Genomic DNA, 14,719 nt, shown 5'->3' with positions numbered 1-14,719 from the left:
GAGGCTCCGGTTCCACGCCTTCCGTGCCTGCCGGGGCCTGCGGCCTGTGTGTCAGGAGCGCCGTATGGCGGTGTCGGCCCCGGCCGGACCCGACTGCGCGGGGACGGCCGTGGCGGCGGTGCCGAAGGGGTACTCGCGCAGCTTGCGCCAGACCCCGTCCGAGCCCTGCTCGTAGAGGGCGAAGCCCGTGCACTGCCAGCCGGCGGAGTAGTCGGCGAGCTCGGCGAAGGCCCGGTCCATGGCCTCCTCGGAGATCCCGTGGGCGACCGTGACGTGCGGGTGGTACGGGAAGGCCAGCTCGCGGCTGATCGGGCCCTCGGGGTCGCGGATGCGGCCCTGGAGGCTGGTGCAGCCCTCGACACCCTCGGCGAGCCGGACGAAGACGACCGGGGAGAGGGGCCGGAAGGTTCCCGTCCCCTCCAGCCGCATCGCGAAGGAGGGGAAGGACCGCGCGACCTCGGTGAGGTGCGCGCGGATCGCCGCCAGCCGCCCCTCTTCCACCTCGGTGGGCGGTACGAGGGTGACGTGCGTGGGGATGCCGTGCGCGGCGGCGTCCCCGAAGCCGGCGCGCAGCTGCTGGAGCTGGCTGCCGTACGGCTCCGGGACCGCGATCGAAACGCCGAGCGTTACGGTCCCCACGTGATCTCCTCCGCGCGTGTGGTGTGTGGTCACACCGGCTGGTCGGGTCGGTGTGCTCGCATCGGGTGCTGCCGCCTCAGTGTGGCGGCAGCACCCCCTCGGCCGCCAGGGGCCTCGGCCGGTCAGTGCTTGGCGGGCACGAACCCGATGCGCTCGTAGGCCTGCGCCAGGGTCTCGGCGGCGACCGCCCGGGCCTTCTCCGCGCCCTTGGCCAGCACGGCGTCCAGGGTCTCCGGGTCGTCCAGGAACTCCTGCGTGCGCTGCTTGAAGGGTGTGACGAAGTCGACCATCACGCCGGCCAGGTCGGTCTTGAGCGCGCCGTAGCCCTTGCCCTCGTACGCCGCCTCCAGCGCGGGGATCGACTCGCCCGTGAGGGTGGAGTAGATCGTGAGCAGGTTGCTGACGCCGGGCTTGTTCTCGGCGTCGAAGCGGATCTCCGCCTCGGTGTCGGTGACCGCGCTCTTGATCTTCTTCTCGGTGGCCTTCGGCTCGTCGAGGAGGCTGATCAGGCCCTTCGGGGAGGACGCGGACTTCGACATCTTGATCGAGGGGTCCTGGAGGTCGTAGATCTTCGCGACCTCCTTGACGATGTGCGCGGCGGGGAGGGTGAAGGTCTGGCCGTAGCGGTGGTTGAACCGCTCGGCGAGGTCGCGGGTCAGCTCCACGTGCTGGCGCTGGTCCTCACCGACGGGGACGGCGTTCGCCTGGTAGAGCAGGATGTCGGCGACCTGGAGGATCGGGTAGGTGAACAGGCCGACGCTGGCGCTGTTGACCCCGCCCTTGGCGGACTTGTCCTTGAACTGGGTCATCCGGCTGGCCTCGCCGAAGCCGGTGATGCAGTTCATGACCCAGGCCAGCTGCGCGTGCTCCGGGACGTGGCTCTGGATGAAGAGCGTGCAGCGCTCGGGGTCCAGACCGGCGGCGAGGAGCTGCGCGGCGGAGAGGCGGGTGTTCGCGCGGAGGTCCTTCGGATCCTGCGGCATGGTGATCGCGTGCAGGTCGACGACCATGTAGAACGCGTCGTGCGTCTCCTGGAGGGCGACGTACTGGCGGATCGCTCCGAGGTAGTTCCCGAGGTGGAACGAGCCGGAGGTGGGCTGGATGCCGGAGAGCGCGCGAGGACGATCAGAAGCCATGCCGCCATTCTCTCAGGTACCGGCCGGCTCCCCGCCCCGCCCTTCACCCGTTCTCCGGAGGGTCCGCCCCCGGACCCCCGCGCCTCGAACGCCGGCGGGGCTGGAATCGCCCCGCCGGCGTTCGAGGGAGGGACTACGCGACCGGGAGGCCCGGGGCCGGGTAGGCGGACAGGAGGTCGGAGACCTCCGCGCGGATGACGGCCAGGGCCGGCTCGTCACCCTTCGCGGCGGCGTCCACCGCGCGGGAGATCCAGTCGGCGACCACCGGCATGTGCTCGGCCGACAGGCCGCGGGACGTCAGCGACGGCGTACCGATCCGGATCCCCGACGGGTCGAACGGCTTGCGCGGGTCGAACGGCACCGTGTTGTAGTTGACGACGATCCCCGCCCGGTCCAGCGCCTTCGCCGCGACCTTCCCCGGCACCCCCCGCGAGGTCAGGTCCATCAGGATCAGGTGGTTGTCCGTGCCTCCCGAGACGAGGTCGAAGCCCCGCTCCAGCAGCGCCGCCGCCAGTGCCTTCGCGTTGGCGACGACCGCGTGCGCGTACGCCGTGAAGGCCGGCTGGGCCGCCTCGTGCAGGGCGACGGCGATACCGGCCGTCGTCTGGTTGTGGGGACCGCCCTGCAGGCCGGGGAAGACCGCCTTGTCGATGGCCTTCGCGTGCTCCTCCTTGCACATCAGCATCGCGCCGCGCGGGCCGCGCAGGGTCTTGTGGGTGGTCGTGGAGACCACGTCCGCGTACGGGACCGGCGAGGGGTGGGCCCCGCCCGCGATCAGGCCCGCGATGTGCGCGACGTCCGCGACGAGGACCGAGCCCGCCTCCTCCGCGATCGACGCGAACGCCTCGAAGTCGATCGTGCGGGGCAGCGCCGTGCCGCCGCAGAACAGGATCTTCGGCCGCTCCGCCAGCGCGAGGTCGCGCACCGCGTCGTAGTCGATCAGGCCGTCCTCGGCGCGCACGCCGTACTGGACGCCGCGGAACCAGGAGCCCGTCGCCGAGACGCCCCAGCCGTGCGTCAGGTGCCCGCCCATCGGCAGGGCCATGCCCATCACGGTGTCGCCGGGCTTGGCGAAGGCCAGGTAGACGGCCAGGTTGGCCGGGGAGCCGGAGTACGGCTGGACGTTCGCGTGCTCCACCCCGAACAGGCCCTTGGCCCGCTCGACGGCGAGGGCCTCGACGCGGTCGATGTTCTGCTGGCCCTCGTAGTAGCGGCGGCCCGGGTAGCCCTCGCTGTACTTGTTCTGGAGCACCGTCCCGGAGGCCTCCAGGACGGCGGCGGAGACGTAGTTCTCGCTGGGGATCAGGCGCAGGGTCTCGGCCTGGAGGGTCTCCTCGGCGGAGACGAGCGCGGCGAGGTCGGGGTCGGTGGCGAGCAGGGCGGGCTGGCGGTGCGCGGTCATCGCGGCTCCTCCGGGGTCGATGTCAGGTCTCGTCCCCGCGAGGCCCAGGCGAGCGGCCCTGTGTGCGGTACTCCGCGCACGACTCCCCCGGAGTTGGTTCCCCGTACGCCAGTCGCCGTGCGTACCGAACACCTTAGCGGGCGCGGCGACCGGGAGGTTTCCGCGTCCGCGATCCGAGCGACGATACAAAGGACGCCACCCATGTCACCCGCGTCACCGGCAGACGGACGATCGGAGACCCCGTGTCGAGAACAGCTGATGCCATTCGCTCCGCCGACGAGCACAGCGCGCACAACTACCACCCCCTCCCGGTCGTCGTGGCCTCGGCGGAGGGCGCGTGGATGACCGACGTGGAGGGGCGGCGCTACCTCGACATGCTCGCCGGTTACTCGGCCCTCAACTTCGGCCACGGAAACCGGCGTCTGATCGACGCGGCCAAGGCCCAGCTGGAACGGGTCACCCTGACCTCCCGCGCCTTCCACCACGACCGCTTCGCCGCGTTCTGCACCGAACTCGCCGCGCTCTGCGGCAAGGAGACGGTGCTGCCCATGAACACGGGCGCGGAGGCCGTGGAGACGGCGGTGAAGACGGCCCGCAAGTGGGGGTACGAGGTCAAGGGCGTCCCGGACGGGCAGGCCAAGATCGTGGTCGCGGCCGACAACTTCCACGGCCGGACGACGACCATCGTCAGCTTCTCCACCGACCACGACGCCCGCGACCACTTCGGCCCCTACACGCCGGGCTTCGAGATCGTCCCGTACGGGGACCTCACCGCGCTCTCCCACGCCGTCACCGCCAACACCGTCGCCGTCCTGCTGGAGCCGATCCAGGGCGAGGCGGGCGTGCTGGTCCCGCCGCCCGGGTACCTGGCCGGCGTGCGGGAGCTGACGCGCGAGCGGAACGTGCTGTTCATGGCGGACGAGATCCAGTCGGGCCTGGGCCGCACCGGGAAGACCTTCGCCTGCGAGCACGAGGGCGTCGTCCCGGACGTGTACGTGCTGGGGAAGGCGCTCGGCGGCGGTGTGGTGCCGGTGTCGGCCGTGGTCGCCGACCGCGACGTGCTCGGGGTGTTCCGGCCCGGCGAGCACGGCTCCACCTTCGGCGGGAACCCGCTCGCCTGCGCCGTCGCGCTGGAGGTGATCGCGATGCTGCGCACCGGCGAGTACCAGCAGCGCGCCACCGAACTCGGCGACCACCTGCACCGCGAGCTGAACCTGCTCGTCGGCGGCGGTGCGGTGACCGCGGTGCGCGGGCGCGGGCTGTGGGCGGGCGTCGACGTCGACCCGGCGCGCGGCACCGGCCGGGAGGTCTCGGAGAGGCTGATGGCGCGCGGGGTGCTGGTGAAGGACACGCACGGGTCGACGATCCGGATCGCACCGCCGCTGGTGATCTCCAAGGAGGACCTGGACTGGGGCCTGGAGCAGCTGCGGGCGGTCCTCGCCGGCTGACGGGGGCGGGGGTGCCCGGCCGGGCACCCCCGGGAGTCAGAGGATGACGTGGGGCAGGAAGCGGGCGTACTCGTCGGTGACCGGGCCCGCCGATTCGCGGATGCCGAGTCCGGCCGCCTCCTCCTCGACCACCCAGGCGCCCAGGACCACGCGGTTGCCGTCGAAGTCGGGCAGCGGGGCCAGCGCCTGGAAGACGTACGTCTCCCCCTCGGCCGGTACGAAGGGCTCGCCGCCCGGCTCGTGGAGGGTGACCCCGGCGCCCTCGCGGCCCAGCAGGGGCTTGGCGGCGTACCCGCCGTCGCCGGCCAGCTCGCGGGGGCCGTCGAGGTAGGCGGGCAGCAGGTTCGGGTGTTCGGGGAAGAGCTCCCACAGGATCGCCAGCAGGGCCTTGTTGGCCAGCAGCATCTTCCACAGCGGCTCGATCCAGGCGGTGGTGCCGGTCCCGCCGCCGTGGTCGTAGGTGGCGAGGACGTGCGGTCCGAACTCGTCGTCGACCAGCCACTCCCACGGGTAGAGCTTGAAGCAGCCGCGGATGAAGCGGAGCTTCTCGTCCACGAACCGGCCCGAGAGGCCGTCCCAGCCGATGGTCTCCACGGACAGGGCGTGGGTCTCCAGGCCGGCCTGCTCGGCGGTCTCCTGGAGGTAGGCGACCGTCATCAGGTCCTCGCCCAGCTCGTCCGTCTCGGAGTGCGCGAAGTGCAGCGGCCCGGGCGGCAGCAGCTCGGCCTGCCGGCGCCAGGCCTCGACGAGCCGCTCGTGCAGGGAGTTCCACTGGTCGGCGCCCGGGAAGCGCTCCTCCATCCAGAACCACTGCGGGCTCGCCGCCTCCACCAGGGAGGTGGGGGTGTCGGCGTTGTACTCCAGCAGCTTGGCGGGGCTGCCGGAACCGTCGTAGCGCAGGTCGAAGCGGCCGTAGAGGGAGGGCTGTTCGGCGCGCCGCCGCCAGGACTCGGCGATGAGCGCGGCGACCTTCGGGTCGGTGATGCCGAGGTCGGCGAAGCGGTCGTGCTCGACGATGTGGGCGGCCGCGGCCAGGCACATGGCGTGCAGTTCCTCGACGACGTTCTCCAGCGCCTCGACCTCGGGGAGGGAGAAGGAGTAGTACGCGCTCTCGTCCCAGTAGGGGCGCAGGCTGTCGTCCGGGAAGCGGGTGAGGGGGTAGATCAGGCCCTGCTCCTCGACGGTCTTCTGCCAGTCGGGGCGGGGTTCGATGGTGTGGCGCTCCATGCGGGTCAGCCTCCGGAGGAGCCGGAGTGGCTGCCGCCGCCGATGCCGCCGCGGGTGACGGCCGACTTGTCGAAGCTGCCGCCGGACACCTTGCCGTTGCTGACGGTGCCGCCGTAGTAGTACGCGCCGCGGCCGCCGCTCTTGCACTCCTTGGAGTTGAGGTGGTCCAGCGTGGAGCGGGACGCACAGCGCTTGTCGGGCTCGTCGCTGCTGCCGCAGGCCACGAGGGTGGCGGCGAGCAGGCCCATGCCGCCGAGGGCGACCGCGCCGGAGCGCATGCGTCGTCGGGTGGTGTCGCTGGTGTCCATGGTGTTCCGCTCCCCCTGGGTGGCGTGGGTTCCCGACAGAGTAGAGCGGGGGCTTCCGGGGAGGGAATCCGGCCACCGTCACACCCATGTCACGGTGAGGGGCCTAGAGTCGGTTTCGTGCTGATCGGAATGGTTTGCGCGCTGGGCGCGGCGGTGTGTTTCGGTACGGCCTCGGTCCTCCAGGCGGTGGCCGCCCGGGCGGCGGCGCGGCCGGGGGCGGCGGGCTCGGGGGTGGACGCCGCGCTGTTCCTGCGGGCGGTGCGGCAGTGGCGGTACGTGGCGGGGCTGGGGCTGGACGCGGTCGGCTTCGTGCTCCAGATCATCGCCCTGCGGCACGTCCCCATCTACGCGGTGGGGGCCGCGCTGGCCGCGAGCCTGGCGGTGACGGCGGTGGTCGCGGCGCGGCTGCTGGGGGTGCGGCTGTCGCGGCTGGAGTGGGGTGCGGTGGCGGTGGTGTGCGCGGGGCTGCTGATGCTGGGGCTGGCCTCCGGTGAGGAGGGCGACCAGGCCGGAACCCTCGCGCTGAAGCTGGGGCTGCTGGCGGTGGCGGGGCTGGTGCTGCTGGTGGGGGCGGTGGCGGGGAGGCTGCCGGACGGCTCGCGCGCGCTGGTGCTCGGCCTGGCGGCCGGCACCGGCTTCGGGGTGGTGGAGGTGGCCGTGCGCCTCATCGACACCTTCTCCCTGCGGGAGTTGCGCAACCCGGCGCTGTACGCGCTGCTGCTGGGCGGGGCGGCGGCGTTCCTGCTGCTGACCTCCGCGTTGCAGCGGGGCTCGGTGACGGCGGCGACGGCCGGGCTGGTCCTGGGCGAGACGGTCGGCCCGGCGGCGGTGGGGGTGGCGTGGCTCGGGGACCGTACGCGGGAGGGGCTGACCTGGCTGGCGGTCCTCGGCTTCGCGGTGGCCGTGGCCGGCGCCCTCGCCCTGTCCCGCTTCGGCGAACCGAAGGCTCCGCCGGCCTGACCCGGTGCCGCTGCGCGGGGCCGTCTCCCCGCCCCGCCCTTCACCCGTTCTCCGGGGCTCCGCCCCAGACCCCGCGCCTCAAACGCCGGCGGGGCTGGAATTTCGCTGCGCGAAATCCAGCCCGCACGGCGTTTGCGCGCACCGGGCGCGGGCGCCGAGCCGTGCGAGCGACGCGTCAAGAAGGAAGCGTGGCCGTCAGGGCCGCCAGTGTGGGCGCCCACGCGCTGTCCGTCGGGGTGCCGTACCCGAGCACCAGCGCCTCCCGCACCGGCATCTCCGTCTCCGGATGCCGGTACCGCGCCAGGCCCTCCACCGCCAGCCCCTGCCAGGCCGCGGCCTGGACGATCGACCGCTCCGACCCCTCCGGCAGGTCCAGCACGACGTGCAGCCCCGCCGCGATGCCGGAGACGGGGAACCCGCCGCCCAGCGCGGCCACCAGCTCGTCCCGCCGCCGCCGGTACCGCAGCCGCATCGCCCGTACGTGCCGGTCGTACGCCCCCGACCTGATGAACTCCGCCAGCGTCAGCTGGTCCAGGCCGCTCGACGTCCACTCGGCCGGGCCCTTCGCCGCCAGCACCTCCTCCAGCAGGTCCGGCGGGACCACCATCCAGCCCATCCGCAGCGCCGGGGCCAGGGACTTGCTCGCGGTGCCGAGGTAGACGACCCGGTCCGGGTCCAGGCCCTGGAGCGCGCCGACCGGCTGGCGGTCGTAGCGGAACTCCCCGTCGTAGTCGTCCTCCAGGATCAGGCCGCCGGTGGTCCGCGCCCAGTCCACCGCCGCCGCCCGCCGTTCGGGGGTGAGGGCCGCTCCGGTGGGGAACTGGTGCGCCGGGGTCAGCAGCACCGCGCCCGCCCGGGGCCCGAGGCCGGCCAGGTCGGGGGTGCGGGCCCCGGCCTCGTCCACCCACAGCGGACGGGTCCGCAGCCCGGCCCCGGTGAGCAGGTCGCGGTGCAGGTCGAGGCTGAGGCCCTCCACGGCCATCTCCCGTACCCGGCGCGCCCGCAGCACCCTCGCGAGCAGCCGCACGGCGTGCACGAAGCCGGCGCACAGCACGATCCGGTCCGGGTCCGCGTACACCCCGCGGGCCCGCGCCAGGTATCCGGCGAGCGCCTCGCGCAGTTCGATCCGGCCGCGTGCGTCGGAGTAGCCGAAGGCCTCGTTCGGGGCGTCGGTCAGGGCCCGCCGGGCCGCCGCCAGCCAGCCGGCGCGCGGGAAGGCGCCGACGTCCGGGGAGCCGGGCACCAGGCTGTACGCGGGGGCTCGCCGCACCGGGCGGCGGACCCGCGCCGCCGGGCCGGGGGCGCGGCGCGGCCGGGCCCGTTCGGCGACGCGGGTGCCGGAGCCCTGGCGGGCCGTCAGCCAGCCCTCGGCGACGAGTTCGGCGTACGCCTCCGCGACGGTGTTGCGGGCGATCCCCAGGTCGGCGGCGAAGGTCCGGGAGGACGGCAGCCGGGTGCCGGGGGCCAGCCGGCCGTTGCGCGCGGCCTCCCGCAGCGACTCCGTCAGGGCGGCCCGCAGACCGCGCTCCCCGGCCGCGACCGCCGAGAGGTCCAGGTGCAGGTCGGCGCCGTAAGTGGCCCACGAGTCCGTCATGGATATGGACCATATCCGCGGTCCGTCCGCTCCGTACGGTGGACCCATGAGCAACGACACGAAGACCACGGAACTCGCCGCCGAGCACACGCCCCGCATGCAGCTGTTCAAGCTGGCCCCGGAGGCCTACAAGGCCGCCGTCGCGCTGGACATCGCCACGCAGAAGGGCCTGGACCCGGTCATCGCCGAGCTGGTCAAGATCCGTGCCTCGCAGATCAACCACTGCGCGTTCTGCCTGGACATGCACACCAAGGACGCCCTCGCGGCGGGCGAGAGCGTCGAGCGGATCGTCCAGCTCAGCGCCTGGGAGGAGTCGCGGCACTTCTACACGGAGAAGGAGCTGGCGGCGATCGAGCTGACCGAGGCCATCACCGTCCTGACGGACGGGTTCGTCCCGGACGAGGTGTACGAGAAGGCGGCCGAGCACTTCGAGGAGGCCGAGCTGGCCCAGCTGATCACGGCCATCGCCATGATCAACATGTGGAACCGGTTCGCCGTCACCACCCGGCTGTCCCCGGGGCACTACACCCCGGGGTCGCTCAAGCGCTGATCCCTCACTCCGGCCGGAAGGACTCCAGGGCCGCCGTCAGGTTGGCCCGGGTCGTCGCGGCGTCGGCGGCCGGCCCGGCGGCCAGCAGGGCCCACCGGTTGCCGTCCGGGGTGGTGACGATCCGCTCCATGCCCCGGCGGCGGCCGTGGGACTCCGCGCTGTCGTACTCGTACACCAGCTCGCAGGAGGAGCCCGCTACGGGGTCGATGGACACCTGCCGGTAGGCGGGGGTCCCGCCGCTCAGCCGGTCGGAGGACATCCGCAGCAGCTCGCAGGAGCCGGTGGAGGCGGGCTCGGTGATCCGGAAGATCTGGAGCAGGGCGCTGCGGTCCCCGCCGGGCGGACGGTAGAAGGCCCCGTTGCCCTGTTCGTCGCGGCTGGCCCCCCAGCCGTCGGGGACGGCCACCGAGAACCCGGCCTCGTTGTGCACCACCGTGTGGCCGGGGTCCGCCGAGGGGCTCGGGGAGCCGCTGGGCGCGGGAGCGCCGGACGGGGTGCCCGTGACGGGTGCGGACGGCCATGGGGTCGTGGGGGCCGGAGCCGTACGGGTGGCCGGCGGGCGGGCGTCGACGGCGGGGCCGTCCTTGGCCCCGAGCAGCACCCACGCCGCGACGGCGCCCCCGCCGACGACCGCCGCGACCACCCCGACCAGCAGCGGGATACGCCACTGGCCCCGCCCGGGCGGGGGCGGGGGCGGCTGCGGGGGCGGCACCGGCGGCGGGCCCCAGTTCTGCGGCGGGAGCGGCGGCAGCCCCGCCTCGGGGCCGGGCGTCGCGGACCACCCCTCCCCGACGGGGCGCTCGTACCAGGCGGGCCCGCCGCCTGATCCGGGCCCGGCGGCGTCCGGACCCGGGGGCGCCTGGGCGGCGTCCGGGCCGAGGGCCACGGGGCCGACCGGCTCCACGGGGTGCTCCGGCGCAGGCGCGGGCTGCCCGGGGCCTGCGGGCGCGGGCGGCCACTCCGGGGGCGCGGGCGGCCGCGCGGGGACGGGCGGGACCACCCCCCGGACGGGGTACTCCGGACCCTCCGGCTCGGCCGGACCCTCCGGCTCGGCGGCCGGGCGTTCCGGCTCGGCGGCCGGGCGTTCCGGCTCGGCAGGGCGTTCCGGCTCGGCCGGGCCCTGCGCCCCAGCCGGGCGTTCCGGCTCGGCGGCCGGTTCCGGGTCGGCCTCCGGGCTTGCCGGGTCGGCCGTTGGCCGGGGTGGTCTCGGGCCCCATTCCCAGCGCTGCGTCCCCGGGTTCCACCAGGTGTCGTCGGACGAGGGCACCGTTCAGCCCCCCAGCGAGGCGAGCAGGCCGCCCAGTGCCGTCGCCGCGCTCACCGTCTCCACCAGCGGAGCCCACCGGACCAGGGCCGCGCGCAGCCGGGCGGGCAGGCCGGGCCCGATCTCCCCGGTCTCCTCCAGCTCCGCCACCGCCCCGTCGAGCTCCGCGTCGAGCTCACCGCGCTCGGTGCTGCGCGGCAGCCGGACGAGTGCGGCGCGCAGTTCGCGTACCGCCTCCAGCAGTTCCCCGGCGTCCGGCACGCGCTCCCGCGCACCGTCGCCGCCCTGCCGGACGGTGTTGGTGTTGTTGCTGCCGCCGATGCTGAAGGCGCTGCCGCTGACGTCGCCGATGCGGACCGAGCGCTCCTCGCCGTCACTTGCCACCGCTGCTCCCCTTGTCGCTCGTACCGCCCCCGGCGGTGTTCTGATGGCCGGTGCCGCCGACGCTGAACGCGCTGTCGCTCACCGACTGGATGAAGACGGCACCCTCGGCCACATGGACCGCGCGCTGCGCGAACTCCTCCGTGTGCCAGCCCGCTTCGTGCAGGGCGACGGTAACCCCGCCCACCACCCGGTCCTGAATGGTTTTCAGATACCGGTCGAGGTCCATCAGCTGGAACAGCGAACCGTCCTCCGCCGCCCCGATCTCCCGGACCGACAGCCGCGGCCCTTCCGGGAGGAGGCCGTCGTGGTGCCCGGTGACCGTCCGCCACCAGGTGGTGAACGCCCGCAGCAGGACGGCCGAGGCGTTCCAGAAGGAGGCCGGGGCGGCGGCGAGGCCCTCGACCGCCTTGCCGTACCAGGCGCTGTTCAGGTGGCGCCGCGCGTCGGCGTCGGCGTTCTGGAAGAGGGTGCGGACGGGCAGCAGCACGTGCGGGGCCACCTCCAGCATCATCATCCCGCCCTGCGTGTGGACCCGTACGAACACGGTCACGACGAGGTTCTCGTCCCAGCCGCCGACCCGGATGCGCAGGAAGTGCCTGCGCCGCTCCCCGCCCTCCTCGACGGCTCCGAGGCGGTGCCCGGTGAACTGCTCGCGGGCCAGCCGGGTCATGTCCCGGTGCGGGAGGCCGGTGGGCGGGAGGAACACGCACTCGTCGAGGACCAGCTCGCGCAGCCGGTCCCGTACGTCGGCCTGGGCACGCGCCGAGCCGTGCGGGGAGGGCACGCGCAGGGCCTGGAGCAGCGGCACGATGCGGCGCACGATGTCGGCGTTGGTGACGGGGTGCGGCTCGCGGCCGGCCCCGAGGTCCTCGCGGGGGCGCAGCTCGACGGACAGCTGCCAGGCCCGGTACCCGCCGCCCGCCCCGGTGAAGGGCCCGTTGACGTCGTACAGGATCAGCGGGTCGTGCTGCTCGGCGAGGATGCGCTCGCGGACCCGGGCGAAGCGGGGGTTCTGCGTGGCGGGGTCGGCCGCGCGGTCGGCGTAGGCGCGCGGGTCGAGCTCCCTGGAGATGATCCGGGCGATGTGCACGCGGCGGAGTACGAGCAGGACGACGATCCCCGCGAACACGAGGAGGGTCAGCCACAGGAAGAGGGGCGAGGAGTCGCCGGGGGCCCCGGAGCCGCCGCCGGGGCCGAACCCGCCCGCGCCGCCGAAGTCGTCGAAGCCGCCGGAGCCGCCGAACCCGCCCGGCCCGCCGGACCGGCCGGAACCGTCGGACCCCACCCAGCCGCCGAAGGCGTACCGCAGGAGCTGGCCCAGCTCGCCGCCGTCGGTCCAGGCCTCCCAGAACAGGAACAGGGTGACGGCCAGCCCCACCCAGCCCAGCACCCGGGGCAGCATCGACAGGAAGCGCATCCAGGGGTCCGGCCGGTCGCGGAGCCAGTTGGCGAAGCCCAGCAGCAGGAACGGGACGAGCAGCAGGGTGATCAGCCCGCTGGTCAGCGGGATGCCGACCAGCCAGGCGGCGATGATCCCGCCGGCCCAGGCGAGCTCGACGCGCCGGGCGCGCAGGGCGTGGGCCAGGACCCGGGTGGCGTCGAATCCGTACGAGGGGGCGGCGATCCGCTCCTCGTGGACGTACAGCTCGTCGATGACCCGGTCGCGGTAGGTGCCGTCGAGGTAGGTGCCCGCGCACAGGAGGCGGCCCGCCTCGCTGAGGGAGGGATGGACCGGTGGGCGGCCGTCGCGCGGGTCCGCCGGGGTGTCGCCGCCGGACTGAGGGGGAATCAGGGGGTCGGTCACCGGGCGACCTTATGTACCCCCTACATGAACCGACAGGCCGATTCACGCCAAAACGCCCCGGCCTGGTTTGGCCGGGGCGTAAGGGTGTTCGTACTGATCAGGCGAAGGGGTGAACCCCCCGATCAGTACGGGTGGATCAGATCAGGCCGAGCTCGCGGACCGCGTCGCGCTCCTCGACGAGCTCCGCCACGGACGCGTCGATGCGCTTGCGGGAGAACTCGTTGATGTCCAGGCCCTGGACGATCTCGTACTTGCCGTCCTTGCAGGTGACGGGGAAGGAGGAGATCAGGCCCTCCGGGACACCGTAGGAGCCGTCCGAGGGGATGCCCATGGAGGTCCAGTCGCCGGCGGCGGTGCCGTTGACCCACGTGTGGACGTGGTCGATGGCGGCGTTGGCGGCGGAGGCGGCCGAGGACGCGCCACGGGCCTCGATGATGGCGGCGCCGCGCTTGGCGACGGTCGGGATGAAGGTGTCGGCGAGCCACTGCTCGTCGCCCACGACCTCGGCGGCGTTCTTGCCGGCGATCTCCGCGTGGAAGATGTCCGGGTACTGGGTCGCCGAGTGGTTGCCCCAGATGGTGAGGCGCTTGATCTCGGTGAGGTCGGCACCGGTCTTCTTCGCGAGCTGCGAGATGGCGCGGTTGTGGTCCAGGCGGGTCATCGCGGTGAAGCGCTCGGCCGGGACGTCCGGAGCGGCGGCCTGCGCGATGAGCGCGTTGGTGTTGGCCGGGTTGCCCACGACCAGGACCTTGATGTCGTCCGCGGCGTGCGCGTTGATCGCGGCGCCCTGCGGCTTGAAGATGCCGCCGTTGGCGGAGAGCAGGTCACCGCGCTCCATGCCCTTGGTGCGCGGGCGGGCGCCCACGAGGAGGGCGACGTTGGCGCCGTCGAAGCCCTGGTTCGGGTCGTCGAAGATGTCGATGCCCTTGAGGAGCGGGAAGGCGCAGTCGTCGAGCTCCATGGCGGTGCCCTCGGCGGCCTTCATGCCCTGCGGGATCTCCAGGAGGCGGAGCTTGACCGGCACGTCCGCGCCGAGCAGGTGGCCGGAGGCGATGCGGAAGAGCAGGGCGTAACCGATCTGGCCGGCAGCGCCGGTGACGGTGACATTCACGGGAGTGCGGGTCATGGCCTTCTCCGTTAGACAGCTGGCGGTGGGGCGTCCCCGCCCCGTGTGCTGGGTCCCAAGTACTGGGGAGGACGCCGCTTCCCTGTCCTGCGAATCTTGACGTGAAGAGACATCCGCCCGTCAGGCTATCCGACCCGCGGGGTCCCGAACCCCCCGGTGCCTGTGGTCCACGGCACACGACCCCCGGGTTCGAAGGTCCGAACGCGCGCGCGACCTGCGCTCCAGCGTGGAAATCCGTACTTTCCAGGGCCCTTCGAGGGGACGGGCGCGCCGCGCCGCGGGGTGTCCCGGCGGCGCGGCGTCCGGCGTCCGTCGCCCGGTCAGCGGACGGTGAAGCGGACGGCGGTCTCCAGGAACGGGACGTGCAGCCACGGCTTCGGCTCCATCACCAGCGCCAGCAGCGTGATCGCCACGCCCAGCACCCCGTACGTGACCATGTCCGTGAAGCGGGAGCGCACGGCGAGCATGCCCACCGAGGGCAGCGCGCGCCGCAGCACGGCGGCCCCGATCAGGGCGATGCCGATGACGAGGCAGCCGATGCGCGGGTGCCCCACCGCCGTGGTCAGCAGCCCGGCGGCGGTGGCGGCGAGGACGCTGAGCATCGGCCACTGGCGGGCGGGCGTGGACACGGCGCCGGGGATGGCCCGGCCGGCGCCCTCGGGGCGGGCCGTGTCCTGGGTGACGGCGGGGAACCGCCGCGACCTCGCCGACGCCCGCGCGGGACCGGCGTCCGAGGCCCCCTCGGGCACGGGCACGCCCGTACCGCCGGTCCCGGCGGCCCCGTTCGCACCACTGGTCCCACCGGGCGCCTTCTTCGCCGCGAGGTCCGCCTTGAACTGGGCCACCGTGTAGCCGCCGAGGCCGGCCGAGTCGAGGT

General features: G+C 73.7%; 14 protein-coding genes and 1 riboswitch. Of the genes, 3 read left to right on the top strand and 11 right to left on the bottom strand.

Annotated elements, in window-relative coordinates:
• Window positions 1–51: 51 nt before the first annotated feature.
• The 3 genes from ABT403_RS07735 to glyA all read right to left on the bottom strand — a co-directional run bounded on the left by ABT403_RS07735 (window position 52) and on the right by glyA (window position 3,177).
• The gene (locus tag ABT403_RS07735; RefSeq protein ID WP_344163785.1) at window positions 52–639 is read right to left on the bottom strand and encodes a 2'-5' RNA ligase family protein; all 588 of its coding nucleotides are present in this window, start codon (window positions 637–639) and stop codon (window positions 52–54) included.
• A gap of 122 nt (window positions 640–761) precedes the next feature.
• The gene (trpS, locus tag ABT403_RS07730) at window positions 762–1,775 is read right to left on the bottom strand and encodes a tryptophan--tRNA ligase (protein ID WP_344163782.1); all 1,014 of its coding nucleotides are present in this window, start codon (window positions 1,773–1,775) and stop codon (window positions 762–764) included.
• A 133-nt stretch (window positions 1,776–1,908) separates the two neighbouring features.
• Entirely contained in the window at window positions 1,909–3,177 is a 1,269-nt protein-coding gene (glyA, locus tag ABT403_RS07725; RefSeq protein ID WP_344163779.1) for a serine hydroxymethyltransferase, read from the bottom strand.
• Between the two features lie 35 nt (window positions 3,178–3,212).
• Window positions 3,213–3,303: riboswitch (ZMP/ZTP riboswitch) on the bottom strand.
• 116 nt (window positions 3,304–3,419) lie between these two features.
• Between glyA and rocD the strand changes: the two genes are divergently transcribed.
• Window positions 3,420–4,625 carry an ornithine--oxo-acid transaminase gene (gene rocD, locus ABT403_RS07720; RefSeq protein WP_344163775.1) on the top strand — a complete coding sequence of 402 codons (1,206 nt, stop codon included), beginning with the start codon at window positions 3,420–3,422 and terminating at the stop codon, window positions 4,623–4,625.
• 36 nt (window positions 4,626–4,661) lie between these two features.
• Here the strand turns inward: rocD and ABT403_RS07715 are convergent, their stop codons facing one another.
• Together ABT403_RS07715 and ABT403_RS07710 are read right to left on the bottom strand one after the other, a co-directional pair.
• Window positions 4,662–5,852: a glutathionylspermidine synthase family protein gene (locus tag ABT403_RS07715; protein ID WP_344163772.1), complete on the bottom strand. Its 1,191-nt coding sequence runs from the start codon at window positions 5,850–5,852 to the stop codon at window positions 4,662–4,664.
• A 5-nt stretch (window positions 5,853–5,857) separates the two neighbouring features.
• Window positions 5,858–6,160, bottom strand: coding sequence for a hypothetical protein (locus ABT403_RS07710; RefSeq protein WP_344163769.1), 303 nt, complete (start codon window positions 6,158–6,160; stop codon window positions 5,858–5,860).
• 129 nt (window positions 6,161–6,289) lie between these two features.
• Between ABT403_RS07710 and ABT403_RS07705 the strand changes: the two genes are divergently transcribed.
• Window positions 6,290–7,120 (top strand): DMT family protein, encoded by an 831-nt coding sequence (locus tag ABT403_RS07705; protein WP_344165788.1) that lies wholly within the window; start codon window positions 6,290–6,292, stop codon window positions 7,118–7,120.
• A 175-nt stretch (window positions 7,121–7,295) separates the two neighbouring features.
• Here ABT403_RS07705 and pdxR read toward each other — a convergent pair whose 3' ends face one another.
• On the bottom strand, window positions 7,296–8,714 hold the full coding sequence (pdxR, locus tag ABT403_RS07700; RefSeq protein WP_344163766.1) for a MocR-like pyridoxine biosynthesis transcription factor PdxR: 1,419 nt from the start codon (window positions 8,712–8,714) through the stop codon (window positions 7,296–7,298).
• Window positions 8,715–8,760: 46 nt separating this feature from the next.
• Between pdxR and ABT403_RS07695 the strand changes: the two genes are divergently transcribed.
• The gene (locus ABT403_RS07695; protein WP_344163763.1) at window positions 8,761–9,264 is read left to right on the top strand and encodes a carboxymuconolactone decarboxylase family protein; all 504 of its coding nucleotides are present in this window, start codon (window positions 8,761–8,763) and stop codon (window positions 9,262–9,264) included.
• A gap of 4 nt (window positions 9,265–9,268) precedes the next feature.
• Here ABT403_RS07695 and ABT403_RS07690 read toward each other — a convergent pair whose 3' ends face one another.
• From ABT403_RS07690 to ABT403_RS07670, 5 genes are all read right to left on the bottom strand, one after another.
• Window positions 9,269–10,168 (bottom strand): serine/threonine kinase C-terminal domain-containing protein, encoded by a 900-nt coding sequence (locus ABT403_RS07690; protein ID WP_344163760.1) that lies wholly within the window; start codon window positions 10,166–10,168, stop codon window positions 9,269–9,271.
• 366 nt (window positions 10,169–10,534) lie between these two features.
• Complete coding sequence (locus tag ABT403_RS07685) at window positions 10,535–10,912, bottom strand: hypothetical protein (RefSeq protein ID WP_344163757.1); 378 nt, start codon at window positions 10,910–10,912, stop codon at window positions 10,535–10,537.
• Window positions 10,902–12,716 (bottom strand): AbeC-like domain-containing protein, encoded by a 1,815-nt coding sequence (locus ABT403_RS07680; protein WP_344163755.1) that lies wholly within the window; start codon window positions 12,714–12,716, stop codon window positions 10,902–10,904. The genes ABT403_RS07685 and ABT403_RS07680 overlap by 11 nt, the downstream gene beginning before the upstream one ends.
• Window positions 12,717–12,852: 136 nt before the next feature.
• Window positions 12,853–13,842, bottom strand: coding sequence for a malate dehydrogenase (locus tag ABT403_RS07675; protein ID WP_344163752.1), 990 nt, complete (start codon window positions 13,840–13,842; stop codon window positions 12,853–12,855).
• A gap of 320 nt (window positions 13,843–14,162) precedes the next feature.
• Window positions 14,163–14,719 (bottom strand): DUF3017 domain-containing protein (locus ABT403_RS07670; protein WP_351648320.1); only part of this gene is annotated, 557 nt, incomplete at its 5' end.

This window comes from Streptomyces sp. NPDC000075 (assembly GCF_040301925.1).
GTDB lineage: Bacteria > Actinomycetota > Actinomycetes > Streptomycetales > Streptomycetaceae > Streptomyces > Streptomyces polychromogenes.
This window is presented reverse-complemented; position numbering and strand designations above follow the sequence as displayed.